20 protein-coding genes are annotated in these 18720 nt (G+C 60.8%); 17 read left to right on the forward strand and 3 right to left on the reverse strand.

The window, feature by feature from the left end:
• From JNL55_RS00850 to JNL55_RS00865, 4 genes are all read left to right on the forward strand, one after another.
• On the forward strand, positions 1-341 hold a 341-nt coding region (locus JNL55_RS00850; RefSeq protein ID WP_293848296.1), incomplete at its 5' end, for a glutathione S-transferase family protein.
• A 182-nt stretch (positions 342-523) separates the two neighbouring features.
• A complete protein-coding gene (locus JNL55_RS00855; protein ID WP_293848298.1) occupies positions 524-1942 on the forward strand; it encodes a homospermidine synthase in 1419 nt (472 codons plus the stop codon).
• A 135-nt stretch (positions 1943-2077) separates the two neighbouring features.
• Positions 2078-2239, forward strand: a complete 162-nt coding sequence (locus JNL55_RS00860; protein ID WP_293848300.1) for a hypothetical protein — start codon at positions 2078-2080, stop codon at positions 2237-2239.
• A gap of 108 nt (positions 2240-2347) precedes the next feature.
• A complete protein-coding gene (locus JNL55_RS00865; protein ID WP_293848302.1) occupies positions 2348-2905 on the forward strand; it encodes a hypothetical protein in 558 nt (185 codons plus the stop codon).
• Positions 2906-2914: 9 nt separating this feature from the next.
• Here JNL55_RS00865 and greB read toward each other — a convergent pair whose 3' ends face one another.
• A complete protein-coding gene (gene greB, locus JNL55_RS00870) occupies positions 2915-3433 on the reverse strand; it encodes a transcription elongation factor GreB (RefSeq protein WP_293848304.1) in 519 nt (172 codons plus the stop codon).
• 112 nt (positions 3434-3545) lie between these two features.
• On the opposite strand from greB, the gene JNL55_RS00875 reads away from it, so the two are divergent.
• The 11 genes from JNL55_RS00875 to JNL55_RS00925 all read left to right on the forward strand — a co-directional run bounded on the left by JNL55_RS00875 (position 3546) and on the right by JNL55_RS00925 (position 15474).
• Positions 3546-3740: a hypothetical protein gene (locus tag JNL55_RS00875; protein ID WP_293848306.1), complete on the forward strand. Its 195-nt coding sequence runs from the start codon at positions 3546-3548 to the stop codon at positions 3738-3740.
• A gap of 149 nt (positions 3741-3889) precedes the next feature.
• On the forward strand, positions 3890-4753 hold the full coding sequence (locus JNL55_RS00880) for an alpha/beta fold hydrolase (protein WP_293848308.1): 864 nt from the start codon (positions 3890-3892) through the stop codon (positions 4751-4753).
• Positions 4754-4844: 91 nt separating this feature from the next.
• Positions 4845-6908, forward strand: coding sequence for a M13 family metallopeptidase (locus JNL55_RS00885; RefSeq protein WP_293848310.1), 2064 nt, complete (start codon positions 4845-4847; stop codon positions 6906-6908).
• Positions 6909-7099: 191 nt separating this feature from the next.
• On the forward strand, positions 7100-7756 hold the full coding sequence (locus tag JNL55_RS00890; RefSeq protein WP_415922977.1) for a LemA family protein: 657 nt from the start codon (positions 7100-7102) through the stop codon (positions 7754-7756).
• A 32-nt stretch (positions 7757-7788) separates the two neighbouring features.
• Positions 7789-8733, forward strand: a complete 945-nt coding sequence (locus JNL55_RS00895) for a TPM domain-containing protein (protein ID WP_293848314.1) — start codon at positions 7789-7791, stop codon at positions 8731-8733.
• A gap of 7 nt (positions 8734-8740) precedes the next feature.
• Positions 8741-9232, forward strand: a complete 492-nt coding sequence (locus JNL55_RS00900) for a TPM domain-containing protein (protein WP_293848316.1) — start codon at positions 8741-8743, stop codon at positions 9230-9232.
• Positions 9233-9288: 56 nt separating this feature from the next.
• The gene (locus JNL55_RS00905) at positions 9289-10533 is read left to right on the forward strand and encodes a L,D-transpeptidase family protein (RefSeq protein ID WP_293848318.1); all 1245 of its coding nucleotides are present in this window, start codon (positions 9289-9291) and stop codon (positions 10531-10533) included.
• Positions 10534-10663: 130 nt separating this feature from the next.
• Positions 10664-11548: a protease HtpX gene (htpX, locus tag JNL55_RS00910; RefSeq protein ID WP_293848320.1), complete on the forward strand. Its 885-nt coding sequence runs from the start codon at positions 10664-10666 to the stop codon at positions 11546-11548.
• 117 nt (positions 11549-11665) lie between these two features.
• Positions 11666-12853 carry a glycosyltransferase gene (locus tag JNL55_RS00915; RefSeq protein ID WP_293848322.1) on the forward strand — a complete coding sequence of 396 codons (1188 nt, stop codon included), beginning with the start codon at positions 11666-11668 and terminating at the stop codon, positions 12851-12853.
• Positions 12854-12933: 80 nt separating this feature from the next.
• A complete protein-coding gene (locus tag JNL55_RS00920; RefSeq protein WP_293848323.1) occupies positions 12934-13782 on the forward strand; it encodes a neutral zinc metallopeptidase in 849 nt (282 codons plus the stop codon).
• Between the two features lie 51 nt (positions 13783-13833).
• Positions 13834-15474 (forward strand): hypothetical protein, encoded by a 1641-nt coding sequence (locus JNL55_RS00925; RefSeq protein WP_293848324.1) that lies wholly within the window; start codon positions 13834-13836, stop codon positions 15472-15474.
• Here the strand turns inward: JNL55_RS00925 and JNL55_RS00930 are convergent.
• Positions 15452-16024 carry a cob(I)yrinic acid a,c-diamide adenosyltransferase gene (locus JNL55_RS00930; RefSeq protein WP_293848326.1) on the reverse strand — a complete coding sequence of 191 codons (573 nt, stop codon included), beginning with the start codon at positions 16022-16024 and terminating at the stop codon, positions 15452-15454. The genes JNL55_RS00925 and JNL55_RS00930 overlap by 23 nt on opposite strands.
• 262 nt (positions 16025-16286) lie before the next feature.
• On the opposite strand from JNL55_RS00930, the gene JNL55_RS00935 reads away from it, so the two are divergent.
• Together JNL55_RS00935 and JNL55_RS00940 are read left to right on the forward strand one after the other, a co-directional pair.
• Positions 16287-16832 (forward strand): winged helix-turn-helix domain-containing protein, encoded by a 546-nt coding sequence (locus JNL55_RS00935; protein ID WP_293848328.1) that lies wholly within the window; start codon positions 16287-16289, stop codon positions 16830-16832.
• A complete protein-coding gene (locus JNL55_RS00940) occupies positions 16819-17523 on the forward strand; it encodes a hypothetical protein (protein WP_293848330.1) in 705 nt (234 codons plus the stop codon). The genes JNL55_RS00935 and JNL55_RS00940 overlap by 14 nt, the downstream gene beginning before the upstream one ends.
• On the opposite strand, the gene JNL55_RS00945 is transcribed toward JNL55_RS00940, so the two are convergent.
• The coding region (locus JNL55_RS00945) for a cobyric acid synthase (RefSeq protein WP_293848332.1) at positions 17501-18720 on the reverse strand (1220 nt) is incomplete at its 5' end. The genes JNL55_RS00940 and JNL55_RS00945 overlap by 23 nt on opposite strands.

The following is an 18720-nucleotide window of genomic DNA, read 5'->3' on the forward strand; positions in this document are numbered from 1 at the left end:
ACCTCTCCAAGCTGATCTACGCGATTTTGTTCCAGGGCGTCGAAGGCCACATGGAGGAGATCGAGCGCGCGCTGAATTTCGTGATCGCCGAGGCGCGCACCATCGAGAATCGCTTGTCGACTTCTTCCTGGCTGGTCGGCGAGGCGTTTTCCGCCGCCGATATCGTCATTTTTCCCGGCATTCAGCAGCTGCTGCGAGTGTTGGAGCGTCGCGAGGCCGAAGACTTGCGCGCGCGGCTGTTGCCGCTGGACACGAATTTTCCCGCCATCGCCGCCTGGATCAAGCGCGTCGAAGCGTTGCCGGGCTACGACAAAACCTATCCGCCGCACTGGAAAGAATAAAAAAACTGCGCGCCGGCACTTGAAAGTGCGTCAGCACGACGCACTTTTCGCCGTCGATTTTCATTACGGTCGACGCGGCGGCAAAAGTCAGTAAACTTCGCGCCGTCGCCGAAGCGAGCTTTTTCGCAAAGAGGTTCGACGTTCCAAACTTGGGTTTGTTCGTGTTCGTAAGTGAGTGTGCTATGTCCCAGTATCCCGTGCATTTCAAGTTCCCCGGCCGTCTGGTGATGGTTGGTTTCGGCAGCATCGGACAGGGAGTTTTGCCACTTATCTTGCGTCACACCGCGCTCCCCGCGGAGCGCATCACGATCGTGACCGCGGAGGAGTTGGGCCAGCAGGAAGCCGCTGAGTACGGCGTCAAGTTCATCGTCAAGCCGCTGACTCAGGAAAATTATCGCCAGGTGCTGGAGCCGCTGCTGCAACAGGGCGATTTCCTGCTGAATCTGTCGGTGGATGTTTCCAGCCTGGCGCTGGTCAAGCTGGCGCACGAAAAAGGCGCACTGTATCTGGACACGTGCATCGAGCCGTGGCCCGGCGGCTATACCGATCCGAATGTGCCGCCGTCGCTGCGCTCGAATTACGCGCTGCGCGAGCAGGCGCTGGCGTTGCGCGACTCGTTGAAGGGCGGGCCGACCGCTGTGCTCACGCACGGTGCAAATCCTGGCCTCGTGTCGCACTTCGTAAAGCAGGCGTTGCTCAACATCGCGGCGGACACGTCGGTCGATGCCGGCAATCCCAAGTCGCGCGAAGAGTGGGCGGCGCTCGCGGCCAAGCTGAATGTGAAAGTCATCCACATCGCCGAGCGCGATACGCAGGTGGCCAACACGCCGAAGAAGCTCAACGAATTCGTCAACACCTGGTCGGTGGACGGCTTCGTCAGCGAAGGCTGCCAGCCGGCGGAATTGGGCTGGGGCACGCACGAGAAAGAGTTGCCGCCGCAGGGCCGTCGTCACGAGTTCGGCCGGCAGAGCGCGGTGTATCTGTTGCAGCCGGGCGCCGGCACGCGCGTGCGCACCTGGACGCCGAAGGCTGGGCACTTCCACGGCTTCTTGATCACTCACGGCGAATCGATCTCGATTCCGGATTATCTGTCGCATCGTGAAGGCGACAAGGTCGTGTACCGCCCGACGGTGCATTACGCCTATCACCCTTGCGATGACGCAGTGATGTCGGTGCACGAGTTCGCTGGCCGCAATTGGCGCTTCCAGGATCACAAGCGCATCCTCAACCAGGAAATCCTGCCGGGCGGTATCGACGAGCTCGGTGTGCTGCTCGCGGGTCACACCAAGAACGCGTACTGGTACGGCTCGCAGCTGTCCATCGATGAGGCGCGCAAGCTGTGCCCGCATAACACGGCGACCAGCTTGCAGGTCTGTGTGGCGGTGCTGTCGGGCATGATCTGGGCGATGGAAAATCCGAATCGCGGCATGATCGAGCCTGACGAAATGGATTTCCGTCGCAACCTCGAGATCTGTATGCCGTACCTCGGCCCCGTGGTCGGTGCGTACAGCGACTGGACGCCGCTGTTCGACCGCAATCGCATGTTCGAGGAGTCGCTCGACAAGAGCGATCCGTGGCAGTTCAAGAACGTGCTGGTCTAAGGCAGTTCCGGCTGGCCCGGTGACGTTTCACCGGGCCAGCCCCCTACCAAATTTATATTCCGGGAAAATCTTGTCCCGGGCGCGGTGAGATGCGATGCGAGATTGCTCGCAGGCCTATGTAGCCACTGAGCAGTTGTGGCAGCGACAATCCACGTGCGATTGAGTCGTGGCGAAAGAAACATTCCGCTGGTGGTTTCATCGACAGAGAGTCACGTGATCGCGACTTGGTCCACCGCCAGTGCCGTGGATGTGAGTCAACGCATGGTGGAATTTCTCAACAAGCATTTACGTCAATGAGGACTGCGTCACATACCGGGTGATCGGGCGCGGTTGGGGCGAGAGCAGGTCGTTACACTGGTGGCAGTGGACGGCATGACATAACTCTCGTAGGGAAACTCCGCGCCGATGCCTTTTCGCGTCAGCTTCGAACTTGGCGATGCCGATCTACAGCACCTTGCGCAAGTCGCACAGGAGCGGCAGTCGGCGGCGCGCGCGCAGCCGGTTGATAGCGTCGTCGCCATCGCTCGCGAGGTTTATTCCAAAGGCGCGCAGGCGCATCTCGCCGACTTCGTGAAGGAACGTTACTCCCGGCTGGGCGCCATGCTGGAAATGGTCGACGACGCGGAGTGGCGCCTGAGTCAGGAAGATTCGCAGCGGCTGGTGAACGCGCTGGCCTGTTTCAGCGAGCCGGCATTGGGCGCATCCTCGGCGCTGCTCGACCAAGCCATCATGATCGAGCTGGTCAGTCGTGACCTGCATCACGATCTGGAGTCGTATCGCGACTTCTGTAAATTTCGCACGGCCCAGCAGACCAAACGTCATACACCGCCCGGCGCGGATCGTGAGCAATGGTTGAGCCAGAGGCGGGAGACGTTACAGAAACGCATGCATACGCGGCGTAAACGCGATCTGGACGCGGCAGCGGGCCCCGTGCAGCGTTTGTTCTCACTGTTCGGGCTGTAGCCGTAGGCCTCAGCTGGCGGTTTCGTAACGCACGTCAGTGATGACATAAGTCTTGGTGCCGCCCGGCACTTCGACTTTCACTTCGTCATCCAGGCCTTTGCGAAACAACGCGCGGCCCAGCGGCGAATCCATGCTGATGAAGCCTTTGGTGGCATCGAACTCGTCCGGCCCGACGATCCGATATTCGCTTTCGGCGCCGTTGTCGTCTTCGAGCGTCACCCAGGCGCCAAAAAATACTCGCGATGAATCCGATGGCGGCTGGTTCACGATCACCATGCCATCGAGGCGCTGCCGCAGAAAACGGACGCGCCGATCGATCTCACGCAGTTGGCGTTTGCCATAGATGTATTCGGCGTTCTCGGAGCGGTCGCCCTGCGCGGCTGCCTCTTGTACGGCTTGGGTGACTTGCGGGCGTAACACGCGCCACAAATGGTCCAATTCGTCCTTGAGTCGTTGCGCGCCGACAGGAGTGATGAACTTTGAACCCTTTTGTCTGGACGGGTGTTGAGGCGGTCGGTAACGGGACATGTGAGCCGGTTTGCCAAGTGTTCGTAAGGCCGTCGCTGATAACGTCAAACGGCCGAAATTCTGTGGAATCCTTCACGGTAGCCGGCTCGGACGCTCTTTACTCTGCCGTCCCATGAGCATCAAGTACTACACGCACTTTCTTCTCCAGGAACGCGCCCCAAAGGGCATGAGCGAGTTCCGCGGCGTGGTCGAAGTCAACCGCAGCTTGCTGCGTGGCGACCTCAAGGAAGCCGCTACGGTACTGGCTAAGAACTTCGAGTGCGACACCAAGGATATCAAGGTTCTGCAGTGGTCCCGCTTGCATTGATCTAGTTCGCGCTGTTTCCGCATCCCCTAGCGGGCTTTACTTCCCTTCAGAAAGTCCGCTTCTCTGCCCCGAGCCACAAGCTCGGGGTTTTTTTTGCCTGTGTGTTTTGCCGGGCGGGACGTTCTGGGCCGTCATAGTATCCTGGCCGCATGCCGATCTATTCCGCGCACACTTACCGTTCGCGCGACGGGTTGAAGCTTTACTACCGCGACTATCCGGGCGACGTGAAAAAGATGCCGGTACTTTGCCTGCACGGCCTCACGCGCAATTGCCGGGACTTCGAAGCGCTGGCTCTCCGGATCACACCGGGGCGACGAGTCATCACGCCGGACTTCCGCGGGCGAGGGCGGTCGCAGTACGACTCGATGTGGATGAACTATCACCCGATGACCTATGTCGACGACATGTGGTCTTTGCTCCGGGAGATCGGTGTCGATCGAGTGATTGCAGTTGGCACCTCACTAGGCGGGCTGGTCGCAATGCTGATGGCCGCGGTTAGAGCGCAAACATTCGCTGGTGTGGTGCTCAATGACATCGGGCCGGAAGTAGATCCAGTCGGCGCGGCACGCATTCGGAGTTATGCGGGACGGTTCCCGCCGCCGAGAAGTTGGGACGACGCCATCGAGCAAATGAAAATGGCCTTCGCAGCGGCGCTGCCTGACTTCACGGAACAGCAATGGCGTGAGTTCGTGCGTCTCTCGTACAGTGAAGACAGCACCGGCTCACCGCGACTCGATGCTGATCTAAACATCGGCGAGGCAGTCCGTATGATTCAGCCGCCGCCAGGGGCGGCACAGGGAATGTGGCTGGCATTCCACGCGTTGCGTGAGACGCCGACGTTGGCGATACGAGGTGCGCTGTCCGATGTGCTATCGGTCGACGTCTTCGAGCGCATGCAACGGGAGAATCCCAACCTCCAGCGCGCGACCATCAAGAACCGCGGTCATGTGCCACAACTCGATGAGCCGCAGAGTCGCGCGGCGCTCGAGCAATTCCTGGCAGAGTTGCCATGAGCTGACGGCTGGTTCAGCTAGTGAGTCGAGCGAGACTCAGTTAAGCGAGTCAGGCTCCGCGAATTGTCGCACCGCGGTTTATGATCGCGGCATGACTGCCAAACCTGTGCTCGCTGTCCTGAGTTGTACGCTGGTCCTCGCTGCTTGCTCGAGTCCGCCGGCGACGGCGCCAACGCCATCAGCGCCTGCGACCTTTCCGCTGCGTTCAGGTGTCTACGGCCAGAATCTCGACAAGAACGTCCGCCCGCAAGACGACTTCTATCGTTTTGTGAACGGCCAGTGGCTGGCCAGCACCTCGATTCCGCCGGATCGTTCGAATTTCGGCGCGTTCGCTCTGCTGGAAGATGGCGCCGAGCACGATCTCAAAGCCATTCTGGATGAAGCCGCGGCGGCGAATGCGCCGGCCGGCTCGGATGCGCAGAAGGTCGGCGACTTGTATGCAAGTTATTTGGATGAAGCGACCATCGAGTCGCGCGGGCTGACGCCGCTGGCCGGCGAGTTGAAACGCATCGATGAACTGAAGACCAAGCAGGATGTGGCGCGCTACATCGGTTACAGCCAGCGCATCTCGCTGAGACACCCGTTCGCGTACTACGTCTCCGTTGACCGCAAGAATTCCAGTCAGTACACCGGCATCATCGCGCAGTCCGGTCTGGGCATGCCGGATCGTGACTACTATCTCTCCGATGACCTGCGCTTGAAAGGGATCCGCGAGCAGTACCAAGTCTATGTGAAGGAGCTGCTGGCCGCGGCCGGTACGCCGAAAGCCGAGAGTGTCGCGACCAAGATTTTTGGCATCGAGGCGCAGCTCGCCAAGTCGCATTGGACTCGCGTGCAAAACCGCGACGCTCAGAAAACCTACAACCGCTACGAAGTCGCGACGCTGCCAAAGCTCATGCCGGGCTTCGATTGGGAGGCGTTCTTTGCAGGCGCGCAGATACCCGCCGCCAAAACCCAAGCGCTGGTGGTCGTGCAACCGAGTTACTTCGAAGCGCTTGGCAAGGTCATCGCGACCACCTCGGTGTCCGACTGGCGCGGCTATTTTCGATATAAGTTGCTCAATGCTTATGCGCCCGATTTGCCGGCGAAGTTCACGGAACTGCATTTCGGCTTCAATCAGCGCGCGGTGTCCGGCATCGAAGCAGTGAAGCCGCGGTGGAAGCGCGCGGTCGATACGGTCGATGGCGCGGTCGGCGATCTGATCGGCAAGATGTATGTCGAGCGGCATTTCAGTCCGGACGCGAGGCGACGCATGGATGAGTTGGTCGCCAATCTGATGAGAGCGTACGCCCAAGGCATCGACTCGCTCGAATGGATGACGCCAGCTACCAAACAAAAGGCGCACGCCAAGCTGGCGCTGTTCACGACCAAGATCGGTTATCCAACCCAGTGGCGCGATTGGTCGCAGCTGGAAATTCGTCGCGACGATTTGGTTGGCAATGAGATGCGCGCGTCGGTGATCGCATTCGAGCGCAACCTAGGCAAGCTCGGCGGGCCCATCGATCGCACCGAATGGTTCATGACGCCGCAGACCGTGAATGCTTATTACAACCCGCCGACCAACGAGATCGTGTTCCCCGCCGCGATCTTGCAGCCGCCGTTCTTCAACGTGGCGGCCGATGATGCCCTCAACTATGGCGCCATCGGCGCGGTGATCGGTCACGAGATCAGTCATGGCTTCGACGATCAAGGGCGTCGCTACGACGGCACCGGCAATCTCAACGACTGGTGGGCACCCGAAGACAACGCGGAGTTCACACGTCGCGCCAAGCAACTCGGTGCGCAGTACAGCGCGCTCAGTCCGCTGCCCGGCTTGAACGTCAAAGGCGATCTCACCATGGGCGAGAACATCGCTGACCTGGCGGGCCTGGCGATGGCGTATCGCGCCTGGCAATTGTCGCTGCGAGGTCAGTCCTCGCCAGTGATCGATGGCTACACCGGCGAGCAACGTTTCTTTATCGGCTGGGCCCAAGGTTGGGCGCGCAAGTATCGCGACGATGAATTGCGGCGCCGCTTACTGACCGATCCGCACAGCCCGAGCGAATATCGCACCAATACCGTGGTGTCCAACCTGCCTGAATTCCACGCGGCTTTCGGCGTGCAGCCCGGCGACAAGATGTACAAAGCCCCGGCGGAGCGCGTCAAGCTGTGGTGATGTCACCGGTGCCGGCGCGGCATTCGCCGGCACTGTCTTGAAACTCCGACCCGATTCCCTCAATTTAACCGTTGCTGTCAGCGGAACTCTCACCAAGGTCGGGAGGTTTGGCTGACGGGACCGGCGTGGGCGAAGCCCGGCGCCGGCATAGTCGGCCATAATTATTCATGATTATTAAGAAGGGCACCGTCATGCATGTTCTGCGCATTGGTCTGCTGGTCTTGCTCGGCGCCTTGCTGTCCGGCTGCGGTTACAACCGCTTGCAACAGCAAGACGAGCAGGTGACTGCGGCTTGGTCCGAGGTGCTGAACCAATATCAGCGCCGCGCCGACCTGGTGCCGAATCTGGTGAACACGGTGAAAGGAGCGGTCACCGCCGAGAAGGACATTCTCGAAAGCGTGGTCGAGGCCCGGGCCCGCGCCACTTCGATCCAAGCCACGCCGGAGCTGATCAACAATCCTCAGGCCTTCCAACAGTGGCAGGCGGCACAGGGCGAGTTGAGCTCGGCGCTGTCGAGACTGATGGTGGTGGTGGAGCGTTATCCGGAATTGAAGTCGATCTCCGGCTTCGACGATCTGCGGGCTCAATTGGAGGGCACCGAGAATCGGATCGCCGTGGCACGCAAACGTTACATCGATGCGGTGCAAACTTATAACGTCACGGTGCGTTCGTTCCCGACCAATCTCACCGCGAAAGTGTTCGGGCATGATCCGAAGCAGAATTTCTCAGTGGAAAACGAGCGCGAAATTGCACGGCCGCCGGAAGTGGATTTCGGCCGCACCGAGTCGGGCCCGACGCAGCAACAGACACCGCCGCAACCTCAGCCGCAGGTTGAGAAGCCTGGCTGAAGCGTGCTTACCGGAGCTGCCCGAATAATCTGATGGCCGCCTTCGTAAATCTCGCTCGCGGTTGCCTGACGGCGCCGCGGGCTGCGTTCACCTGGCTCCTCTCGCTGGCGTTGCTGCTGTTGGCGTTTACAGCGCTGGCGCAAGACGCGCCGGTCGCCGTGCCGCCGTTGCGTTCGCCGGTCACGGATCTCACGCAAACGCTGAGCACCGAGCAAAAGGCTGCGTTGGAAAGCCGGCTGCGCGACTTCGAAGCGCAGAAGGGTAGTCAGATCGCGGTGCTGATCGTGCCAACGACTCAGCCCGAAGCCATCGAGCAATATTCCATTCGCGTGGCCGAGGCTTGGAAGATCGGGCGCGACAAGCCCGAGGATGGCGTCATCTTGTTGGTGGCGAAGAACGATCGCGCGGTCCGCATCGAAGTCGGCACGGGATTGGAAGGCGCGCTGCCCGACGTCATCGCCAGTCGCATCATCTCGCAAGTCATCGTACCGCACTTTCGCGAAGGCGATTTCGCGGGCGGCATCAACGCTGCTGTTACACGAATCATCGCGGTGATCGAAGGCGAGCCGTTGCCTGAACCCGAACGACGTGCGAGTCAGCCCGAAGGTTTGGGCGGCATCGGTAACGCGCTGCCGATCTTGCTGATGTTTGTATTCGTCGGCGGCGGAATATTGCGCGGGATGCTTGGCAGAGTCGGCGGCGCCGGCGCGACGGCTGGTATCGCCGGCATTCTGATGTGGGTGCTGACCAGCGTGCTCGCAATTTCTGTCGGTGCCGCGGTGCTGGCGTTTTTGTTCACGCTGTTCAGCGGCGGCGGATTCGGTGGTGGTGGCGGTGGTTGGAGCAATCGTAGCCGGCGCGGTGGCGGCTGGGGCGGAGGCTTTGGTGGCGGCGGCGGATTTGGCGGTGGAGGCGGTGGCGGTTGGAGCGGCGGTGGTGGTGGCTTCAGTGGCGGCGGCGCTTCGGGTCGATGGTGAACGAGTCATGAACTTCGCCCGACTCACCCGACACATCTTCATGCCCAAGCGCAGTCTGCGTCGTGCTTTCGACGACGCAGCATTGTCAGCCATCGAGCAGGCAATCACCGACACCGAGCGCACCCACGGCGGCGAAATTCGTGTCGCGCTCGAAGCCAGTCTCGACCCCGGCGAGCTGTTCAGCGACCTGTCGCCGCGTCAGCGCGCGCTCCAGGCGTTTACGCAGCTGGGCGTGTGGGACACCGAACTAAACAACGGTGTGCTGATCTATGTGCTGTGGGCCGATCGAGACGTCGAGATCGTCGCCGATCGCGGTTTCAACGGCCGGGTCAGCAGTCAGCAATGGGCCGAGGTTTGTCAGCGCATGGAACAGTTGTTCAGTCAGGGCCAGGCGGCGCCCGCGGTGGTCTCCGGCATCAAGGCGGCTGGAGGGCTGATTTCCCGGCATTTCCCGGCGGTGGACCGCAATGAGCTGCCGGATCGGCCGGTGTTGTTGTGACGCTAAACGGGCACGGAAATGGCCAAGCAAGACCCAAAAATGGTAAGAAGTGCCCCATGAATCTGTCGATCCGTCCCGTGCTTGGCCGCCTGGTGATGCTGGCAGCGGCCCTGGCCGCCGCCGGTTGCCAAGTCACCCGTCCGGTTGAAGAACCACCGCCACCGCCGCCGGCTCCGCCGCCCATCGAGGCGCCGCTGGCCACGCATAAATTCCGCTTCGATCCCGCGACCGATGAAGTGGTCGGCGAAGTTCAGATCACGCACGTGCAGGGCGAGGACACGCTCTCCGACATCGCACGGCGCTTCAATGTCGGCTACGAGGAAATCTTGCGCGCCAATCCTGGCGTCGATCCGTGGCTGCCGGGTGTCGATCGGGCCATCGTGGTGCCCACTCAGTACATCCTGCCGGAGGGGCCGCGCGAAGGCTTGGTTGTAAATCTTGCTCAGCTGCGCGTGTTCTATTACCCCAAGCCCGCCAAGCTGAAGAAGGGCGAAGTCGACGATGGGCTGCGCACCGTCATCACTCATCCCATCGGCATCGGCAAGATCGGCTGGCAGACGCCGGAAGGCTCCACCAAGGTCACCAGCAAACAAAAGAATCCGACCTGGACGCCGCCGGTGTCGGTGCGCAAGGAGCACAAAGAGAATGGCGACCCGCTGCCGGCTCGCGTGCCGCCGGGCCCGGACAATCCGCTCGGTGCTTACAAGATGACGCTCGGCTGGCCGAGCTATCTGATCCACGGCACCAACAAACCGTATGGCGTGGGCATGCGCTCCAGTCACGGTTGTATTCGTTTCTATCCCGAGGACATCGCCGAGCTGTACGACCAGATTCCGGTCGGCACCAAGGTCACGGTGGTGAATCAGCCGTTCCTGTTCGGCTGGCATCGGGATGCGATGTATGTGCAGGCATTCCCGATCCTGGAAGACGACGATCGTGAGCATCCCAAGGCGGCGGACACGCTGCTCAACGCCGGCATCAAAGATGAGATGTGGCAGAAGCTCAAGCAACACAATGTTGCCGTCGACCTGGATCTGGTGAACCAGATGGTGGCGCAGCCGCGTGGCATCGCCATGCCGGTGTCACGCCGGAACACGACCGTCGAGAGTTATCTCGCCGCTGCTCGTCACGTCGAAAATCGCGTGCCGCAAGGCGCGACCTGGAATTACACCGAGGAAGGTCTGTTCCTCGCCGAAGAATTCGAAGCGGTTCGCAACGGCTTGCCGTTGCCCAAAAAGAAAACACCGCCGAAAACCAAAAAGTCGACCGCGAAACCTGCTGGCGCTGCCAGCGGCTCCTGAGTTCCCGCGTTACTGCGACTGGACGCCCGCTTGAAGCGGTGGGCGTTCGGCCGCATATCGTCCGCAGGTTCCGTGTTTGATTTGTCGCACCGATTCTTCGCTCCACAGGCACTGACCTAGAGTCACACCCATGAAACGCATATTCCTGTTCATCGCCACCAACCTGGCCATCATGCTGGTCTTGAGCGTCACGCTGCGGCTGCTGGGCGTGGATCGCATTCTGAACCAGCAAGGCACCGGCCTGGATTTCACCAATCTGCTGGTGTTCTCGGCCATCGTCGGCTTTGCCGGCTCGCTGATTTCGCTGGCCATGTCCAAGTTCATTGCCAAGCGCAGCATGGGCGTGCGCGTGATCGAACAGCCGAGCAATGCCACCGAAGCCTGGTTGGTCGAAACCGTGCGTAAGCAAGCCGAAGCCGCTGGCATCGGCATGCCCGAAGTCGGCATCTTCGATGCGCCCGATATGAACGCCTTCGCCACCGGCGCGAATCGCAACAACGCACTCGTCGCAGTCAGCAGCGGGTTGCTGCGTGGGATGTCACAGCGCGAAGCCGAAGCCGTGATGGCGCATGAGATCAGTCACGTCGCCAACGGCGACATGGTCACGTTGACGCTGGTTCAGGGTGTTGTGAATACGTTCGTCGTGTTCCTGTCGCGCGTCATCGGTTACACCGTCGACAAGGTCGTGTTCAAGACCGAGCGTGGCCACGGCCCGGCGTTCATGATCACCGTCATCATTGCGCAACTGGTGTTGGGTATTCTGGCCAGCATGATCGTCATGTGGTTCTCGCGTTATCGCGAATTCCGCGCTGACGCTGGCGGTGCGCACTTGGCCGGCAAGGAAAACATGATCGGCGCGTTGGAACGCTTGCGTCATGCTCATGCCACGCCGCTGCCCGATTCGATGCAGGCCTTCGGTATCAGCACCGACAAGGTGCCCAGTGGGCTGAAGCGGTTGTTCATGACCCACCCGCCGTTGGAAGAGCGCATCGCCGCGCTTCGCCAGGCGGCCTGACGGTCAAGTTTGTTTCTCTACGACGGCGGCCCGGATGGCCGCCGTTTTTTTTTGCGCTTCATAAAACCGCAACCTAAACGCAATACGCTGCCGCCCGTCCTCACCAGAGAGCCCGGCATGCGCATCTTGATGATCTCGGATGTTTATTTTCCGCGCATCAACGGCGTCTCCACCTCGATCCAAACCTTCCGTCGGGGGTTGCATGCCGCTGGGCATGAAACCGTGTTGATCGCTCCCGAATATCCCGTGCAGTATTCCGACGCGGGGCAGGAACCGATCACTCGCGTGCCCTCCCGCTATCTGCCTCGCGATCCGGAAGATCGGATCATGAAGCAAGGCGCGCTGCGCTCATTGCGGCCCGCGCTCAAGCGGGGCGGCTTCGATCTCGTGCACATCCAGACCCCTTTCCTCGCTCACTACTACGGCGTCAGCGTGGCGAGAGAGCTTGGTGTGCCGGCGATCGAGACTTATCACACTTACTTCGAAGAGTATCTGCATCACTACGTGCCACTGGTCCCGCGACCGGTGATGCGCTTCGTCGCTCGTCGGTTCACGGTCTCGCAATGCTCGGCGCTGGATGCGTTGGTCGTGCCGTCGAAGGCCATGGAGAAGGCGCTCGAGGATTATGGTGTCCGCTGCCCGATGCACATCATTCCGACCGGCATGGAAATGGAACGCTTCTCGAACGGCGACGGTGCGCGGTTTCGCGAGCGTCTCGGCATCGCACCGGATCAACCGACGCTGGTGCATGTCGGTCGTATCGCTCACGAAAAAAACATCGACTTCTTGTTACGCATGTTCGTCCGTGTGGTGAAGCGCAAACCCGAGACTATGTTGGTGGTTGCAGGCGAAGGGCCGGCACTCGAACACTGCAAGTCGTACGTCGAGTCGCTGAAGCTCTCTGCCAACGTGCGCTTCGTCGGTTATCTGTCTCGGGATCGCGAACTGCCTGACTGTTACAGCGCCGGCGATCTGTTCGTGTTCTCGTCCAAAACTGAAACCCAGGGCTTGGTGCTGCTCGAAGCCATGGCGTGCGGCACGCCGGTTGTGTCCACCGCATACATGGGCACAGCGGACATCGTGAAGCCCGAGCGTGGCGCTCGGGTTGCGCCGGATGACGAAGAAGGCTTCTCCAAGCTGGTCGTCGATCTGCTCAACGATCCAGCACGTCGGCGGGCGATGTCGGCCGAAGCTCGCGGGTACGCCGCCACCTGGTCGGCGGGAGCCATGGCAGGCCGCATGGCCGATCTCTATTCCTCGCTGGCGGCCGACGGCGCCGGGAAGCGCTTGGACGCGGCGGCCTGACCGCGAAAAAATCGCCCTGCCGGAACACTTCGGCTCCCAGTCCGTATAACCTCTACCGACTAACTCGGCGGGGTGACGTCATGCGTTGGCAAGGTCGGCAAGGCAGCTCGAACATCGAGGATCGGCGTGGCGTCCGTTATGGACGGGCCGGAGGCATTGGCATCGGCACCATTCTGCTGGCGCTGGTCGCCATGTACTTCGGCCAGGATCCTTCGGTGGTCCTGCAAGGGGTGCAGCCCTCGTCGCCCACCGCCCAAGAAGGTCCGTATCAGGAAAGCGCCGAGGAAGCGCAGCTGCGCGAGTTCATCGGCGTGGTGCTGGCGGACACCGAAGAAACATGGGGTGAGATTTTCCGCCAGGCCGGCGGCACCTACGAGCAACCGAAGCTGGTGCTGTTCTCCGGTGCAGTGGAGTCGGCCTGCGGTTTCGCTCAGGCCGCGGTCGGGCCGTTCTATTGTCCCGGCGATCGCAAGGTCTATATCGACTTGTCGTTCTATCAGGAATTGCAAAGCCGTTTCGGCGCCCCCGGCGACTTTGCGCAGGCCTATGTGGTCGCGCATGAGATCGGTCATCACGTGCAAACCTTGATGGGCATTTCCGAACGCAACATGGCGGCCCGGCAGCGAGCCAGCGAAGTGGAAGCGAATGCGCTATCGGTTCGGCAAGAACTGCAGGCCGATTGTTTCGCCGGCATCTGGGCGCACAACGCCGATCGTTCTCGGCAGCTACTGGAGCAGGGCGACATCGAAGAAGGCTTGAATGCCGCCAGCGCCATCGGCGACGACCGCTTACAGAAGCAAGGTCGTGGCTATGTCTCACCCGAATCGTTCACTCATGGCAGCTCGGAACAGCGAGTGCGATGGTTCAAGCGCGGTTTCGAGAACGGTTCGGTGCAGGCTTGCGATACTTTCGCTGCGAATTCGCTTTAACCTGTCAATACCTATGTTAACTTACGCTCCGCACACACCTGGGGAGGTACGGTGCCGGAGCCAACGCTCGCAGGTATCCAGTTCGCGGCGACGACGAGTGCGGAACAGCCGATTGCGCGTACCAACGCGCAACTGACCGCCTTTGTCGGTCGCACTCTTCGCGGTCCCCTTCATCACCCCATCATCGTCCGCAGCTTCGCGGACTTTCAGCAGCACTTCGGCGGGCTGTGGCAGCCGAGTCCGCTGTCCTATGCCATCGAACATTTTTTCGAGCAGGGCGGTCGCCAGGCGGTGATCGTGCGCGTCGCCAATGGCGCGCTGCCCGCGACTCTGTCGCTCAAGTGCGGTCGGGAAACGCTTCGATTGGAGGCGCGTGCGCCCGGCACCCGGGAGTTCTTGCGGGCTTCGGTCGATTACGACCACGTGGCCAACGGCGATGAGCAATCCTTCAATCTGGTGCTGCAGCGAGTGCGTTCGCCGGGTTCGGAGCGGATCGAAGAGCAGGAAACATTCCGCGGTTTGTCGGTCGACCCGCAGTCGCCGCGCTTCGTGGCGTCGGTGCTGATGCAATCGGACTTGATGCGCGTGCGTGGCAATGTGCCGATGCTTCGGCCAGATATCACGCTGATGGCAGGCACCAATTTGCCGGTGGGCTATATCAGTTCCAATCCGGACGGCGACGACGGCAAGCCCATCACCGACTATGACGTCATCGGCTCTTCGGCTCGCGCCACCGGTTTGTTTGCGTTGGAAGGCGTCGATGAGCTGGCGTTCGTTTATATCCCGCCGTTGGCTCGGGTCATCGACGTGGGCATCAGTGCGCTGCTGGTGGCTGCTCGGTTTTGTCGCGAGCAGCGGGCGATGCTGATCGTCGATCCGCCGTCCTCCTGGGAAAGCGCGCCGGAAGCGATTCGTTCGCTCAAGGTGCTGGATTTTCGCAGCGACAATGCGCTGATGTTCTACCCGAGGATTTCGGCGATGGATCGCTTGCGCGGCCGGGTCGAGACGTTCGGTAACGGTGGCGCGGTGGCGGGTTTGTTATCGAGATCGGGTGAGGTGCTGTCGGCCGTCCTGTCGGAGCGCGAGCCCGAACCGATGCTGCGTTCCTCCGCCAAACTGATCAAAGACGTGAGTAACTCGGACCGTTGGTTGCTGGCGGCTCACGGCGTCAACGTTCTGCAATCGGTGCGCAACCCCGAGCGCGAATGGCCGGCATTGCGCACGCTGGCCTGCGGAGCCAGTGCGTCTTCGGATTGGTCGTACCTGGCGCAGCGGCGCTTTTCCTTGTTCGTCATCAACGCCATCGAGCGGGGTACGCGGTGGTGTGCCGGGTTGCCGAACACGGCCGCGACATGGACGCGCATCACCGGTCAGATTGGTACTTTCTTGGGCGAGCTACGGCACGCCGGTGCATTTTCTTCGGTGGCTGCGGACCAGGCGTTCTTGGTGATTTGCGACGAGCGGATCAACGATGACGCCGATGGTGTCCACATCCTGGTGCAATTTGCCGCGACTCACGCCGGGGAGTATCACAGCTTCATGCTCACCCAGCGGCCGGGTGGCGCCACTGTGAAACCGGTGATGGTCAACCGCTTCGAAGCGACGCTGGTCGTGTCGCGCGAGCTGGAGCAGGAAATCACGCTCCGGCTCACGCCCAAGGACGATTACATCAGCGTGTTGGTTTTGAACTGACCGGCACGGTCTTTTTCCACAACACTTCTTGCCCGCTCTCGTGTCGCGCCAACACCCGCGCGACCACGAACAGCAGATCCGACAGGCGATTCAAATAACGCGTCACTTCCGGCGCAATCTCTTCTTCCTGCGACGCCGACCACGAACACCGCTCCGCCCGGCGCGTAATCGCTCGTGCCAAGTGGCACGCCGACGCGGCCGGCCCGCCGCCCGGCAGAATGAATTCCTTCAACGGCGGCAACGGCTCGTTGAACTTATCCAGCGTCTCCTCGAGCTGCTCGATATGCGTCGCCGTGATGACCCGATACCCCGGCACCGCCAACTCTCCGCCCAGATCGAACAACTCATGCTGAATCTGGGTCAACGCCGTCGCCACCTCCGCCGGCAAATTAGGCACCGCCAGAATCATCCCGATAGCGCTGTTGGCCTCATCCACCGTGCCATAAGCCTCGATCCTGGCATGCGTTTTCGGCACCCGTGAGCCATCGCCCAAGCCGGTCGTGCCGTCATCCCCGGTGCGTGTGTAGATTTTCGAGAGGCGGTGGCCCATGGCAGTTCGCTCAACAGTTGATCCAAGTCCTAACCTTGCCCGGATTGCAGCGGATTGTCGAATCTTCGGCGGCCCGGGTCCGCGCTAAGGATTGTCCAATAATTTCGATAAATGTGTGGCCTTACATTTTAATGAAATTTTAATGAAAACAATGTTTTAACGAAATTTTTAACTGCTTCGTTCTTTATTCTTGAATTGAGAATATTGACTGCGGTGGCCGGGCTGGTACCGTTTCGGCATTCTCAATTCAAGAATCAAGAATATGGCGCGCCGTAGTACCCAGCAGGTGGCACTGAAACCGCAGGACCTTTACATCCTGCTAGCCCTACTTACCAACGCGGAACAGCAACTCACCTACGCGAAGCTTGCGAAGCGCACGGGTATGGCTGCATCAGCCGTACACGCCTCGTTGAAGCGGGCCGTCCTAGCAGGTTTGGCGGCGATTAGGGATGGAAATGCATCGGTATTGAAGCCGCAATTGAGGGAATTCGTGCTCGGCGGCGCCAAGTATGCTTTTCCCGCGGTACTGGGAAGAATCAGTCGAGGAGTTCCCACCGCCTATGCAGCCGAGCCGTTGAAGAGCGTCATCGCACCCTCTTCGGATCCTGTGCCTGTGTGGTCCCACAAGACTGGAAAAACGCGTGGTGTGAGTTTGGCGCCTTTGTATCCAACCGTTCCGGAAGCGGCTTCGCGCGACGCGAGTTTGTACGCTGTGCTGGCGCTGTTCGACGCCTATCGCTCGGGCCAGGCCCGCGAACGGGCGGCAGCTCAGAAGCTATTGGAGAAATACTTCAGTGCAGGGGCGTGATCCCAACATTGCCAAGTTGGAATTGGTTGCTCATGCGCTCGGGCCGTTGCGTGAGCAAGTTGTGTTTGTCGGAGGTTGTGCTGTTGGCTTGTTGATTACTGATGAGGCTGCGGCGCCGGTACGAACGACCTTGGATGTAGACCTGGTGACGCCAGTCGCTGCGCTGTCCGACTATCATGGTTTGGAAAAAGAATTGTCGAAGCTTGGTTTCAAACGCGACATGGCCGCCGCGGCGCCGATTTGCCGATGGCGCTATCGGGGCTTGGAAGTCGATGTGATGCCCACCGATTCGAAAATTCTAGGATTCTCGAACCGGTGGTATCCGCTGGCCGTGGCTTCTGCACAAATGTTTGCATTGCCGAGCGGTGCGCACATTCGCCTAATCGCTGCGCCGGTGTTCGTGGCAACGAAGTTTGAAGCGCACGCTGACCGTGGTGCAGGCGACTTGCTGTCCAGTCACGATCTGGAAGACATCATCAATGTCATCGACGGTCGAACCAGTTTGCTGGATGAGATTCTCGGCAGTCCGCAAGAATTGCGTGAGTACCTCGCGGAGCGCTCTGGCGAGTTGTTAGCTGTAGAACATTTCCAGGACTACCTGCCCGGAATGATTGCGCCTGGCGAAGATCAGGCAGAGCGAGCTCAAATCGTTGACGAGAGATTGCGCGCTATCTCAGTGCTGGCCCATTAGGTCCAATACGCTGTGCGATCGCCGCGATCCTTTCGATATCGAGAGAGCGTTCCAAACGCGAGGCGACCGCATCGAGCGAGCGTTCGACGCGGAGGGAGTAGTCCTCGTGGTTGGAGTGCGCGCCGAGCTGGGTGAGGAAGGCGGAGCGGAAGGCGGGAGAGTGGAACAGGCCGTGGATGTGGCAGCCGAGGATACGGCCGTCGGGGGAGAGGGCGCCGTCGGTGATGCCGTTGGCGAAGCGGATTAGAGGGCGTGAGGTGGCTGGGCCGGTGGAGATGCCGAGGTGCATTTCGTAGCCGTCGATGGCGGTGCCGGTGAGTAGCTCGGTGCCGGTGATGGCGCGGAGTTGTTTTTCGCCGGTCATGGTCGTGGTGATGTCGAGCAGGCCGAGGCCGCGAGCGGATTCTTGCTGGCCCTCGATACGCTGCGGATCGAGCACGACGTTGCCGAGCATTTGGTAACCGGCGCAGATGCCCAGCACGCGACCGCCGCGGCGAGTGTAGGCAAGCAGATCGATATCCCAACCTTGAGCGCGAAGGAATTCGAGATCGGCGATGGTGGCCTTGCTGCCGGGAAGAATGATGAGCGAGGCATCCAGCGGCAACGGCTGACCGGGCGGCACAAACACCAGCTCCACCTGCGGCTCCATCCGCAGAGCATCGAAGTCGTCGAAGTTTGCGATGTGAGGCAAGCGCGGGATCGCGATACGAATGCGACCATCGACGCGCTGGCCCGATTGATGGGCGATGGATTGATCCAGTTGCACGGCATCTTCTGCCGGCAGCGCGCCGGCCTCGTGTAACCAGGGCACGACACCAAGCCGTTGCCAGCCTGTGCGGCTTTCAATCGTTCGCATGCCGTCATCGAATAGCCCGGCGTCGCCACGAAACTTATTGATGATGAAACCGCGAATGCGGGCGCGATCCGCTTCGTCCAGCACGGCATGGGCACCGACCAGCGAGGCAATCACATGGCCGCGGTCGATGTCTCCGATCAACACGACAGGCACATCGGCAGCGTGCGCGAAGCCCATGTTGGCGATGTCATTCGCGCGCAAATTTGTTTCTGCTGGACTGCCGGCGCCTTCGACGACGACCAGGTCCGCTTCCTGCTGTAAACGATGGAAGCTTTCCACAGCGATTTGCAGAAGCTCACGCTTGTCACGGCCATGAGCGCTCGCTTGCATCACTCCTTGCC

The organism is Steroidobacter sp., assembly GCF_016790065.1.
In the GTDB taxonomy this organism is placed as follows: Bacteria; Pseudomonadota; Gammaproteobacteria; order Steroidobacterales; family Steroidobacteraceae; genus Steroidobacter.

What these genes read in the sequence shown, in the direction of transcription:
- JNL55_RS00855 (WP_293848298.1), top strand. Translation starts at nt 524, where the DNA reads ATGTCCCAGTATCCCGTGCATTTCAAGTTCCCCGGCCGTCTGGTGATG.
- JNL55_RS00865 (WP_293848302.1), top strand. Translation starts at nt 2,348, where the DNA reads ATGCCTTTTCGCGTCAGCTTCGAACTTGGCGATGCCGATCTACAGCAC.
- greB (WP_293848304.1), bottom strand. Translation starts at nt 3,433, where the DNA reads ATGTCCCGTTACCGACCGCCTCAACACCCGTCCAGACAAAAGGGTTCA.
- JNL55_RS00875 (WP_293848306.1), top strand. Translation starts at nt 3,546, where the DNA reads ATGAGCATCAAGTACTACACGCACTTTCTTCTCCAGGAACGCGCCCCA.
- JNL55_RS00880 (WP_293848308.1), top strand. Translation starts at nt 3,890, where the DNA reads ATGCCGATCTATTCCGCGCACACTTACCGTTCGCGCGACGGGTTGAAG.
- JNL55_RS00885 (WP_293848310.1), top strand. Translation starts at nt 4,845, where the DNA reads ATGACTGCCAAACCTGTGCTCGCTGTCCTGAGTTGTACGCTGGTCCTC.
- JNL55_RS00890 (WP_415922977.1), top strand. Translation starts at nt 7,100, where the DNA reads ATGCATGTTCTGCGCATTGGTCTGCTGGTCTTGCTCGGCGCCTTGCTG.
- JNL55_RS00895 (WP_293848314.1), top strand. Translation starts at nt 7,789, where the DNA reads ATGGCCGCCTTCGTAAATCTCGCTCGCGGTTGCCTGACGGCGCCGCGG.
- JNL55_RS00900 (WP_293848316.1), top strand. Translation starts at nt 8,741, where the DNA reads ATGAACTTCGCCCGACTCACCCGACACATCTTCATGCCCAAGCGCAGT.
- JNL55_RS00905 (WP_293848318.1), top strand. Translation starts at nt 9,289, where the DNA reads ATGAATCTGTCGATCCGTCCCGTGCTTGGCCGCCTGGTGATGCTGGCA.
- htpX (WP_293848320.1), top strand. Translation starts at nt 10,664, where the DNA reads ATGAAACGCATATTCCTGTTCATCGCCACCAACCTGGCCATCATGCTG.
- JNL55_RS00915 (WP_293848322.1), top strand. Translation starts at nt 11,666, where the DNA reads ATGCGCATCTTGATGATCTCGGATGTTTATTTTCCGCGCATCAACGGC.
- JNL55_RS00920 (WP_293848323.1), top strand. Translation starts at nt 12,934, where the DNA reads ATGCGTTGGCAAGGTCGGCAAGGCAGCTCGAACATCGAGGATCGGCGT.
- JNL55_RS00930 (WP_293848326.1), bottom strand. Translation starts at nt 16,024, where the DNA reads ATGGGCCACCGCCTCTCGAAAATCTACACACGCACCGGGGATGACGGC.
- JNL55_RS00935 (WP_293848328.1), top strand. Translation starts at nt 16,287, where the DNA reads ATGGCGCGCCGTAGTACCCAGCAGGTGGCACTGAAACCGCAGGACCTT.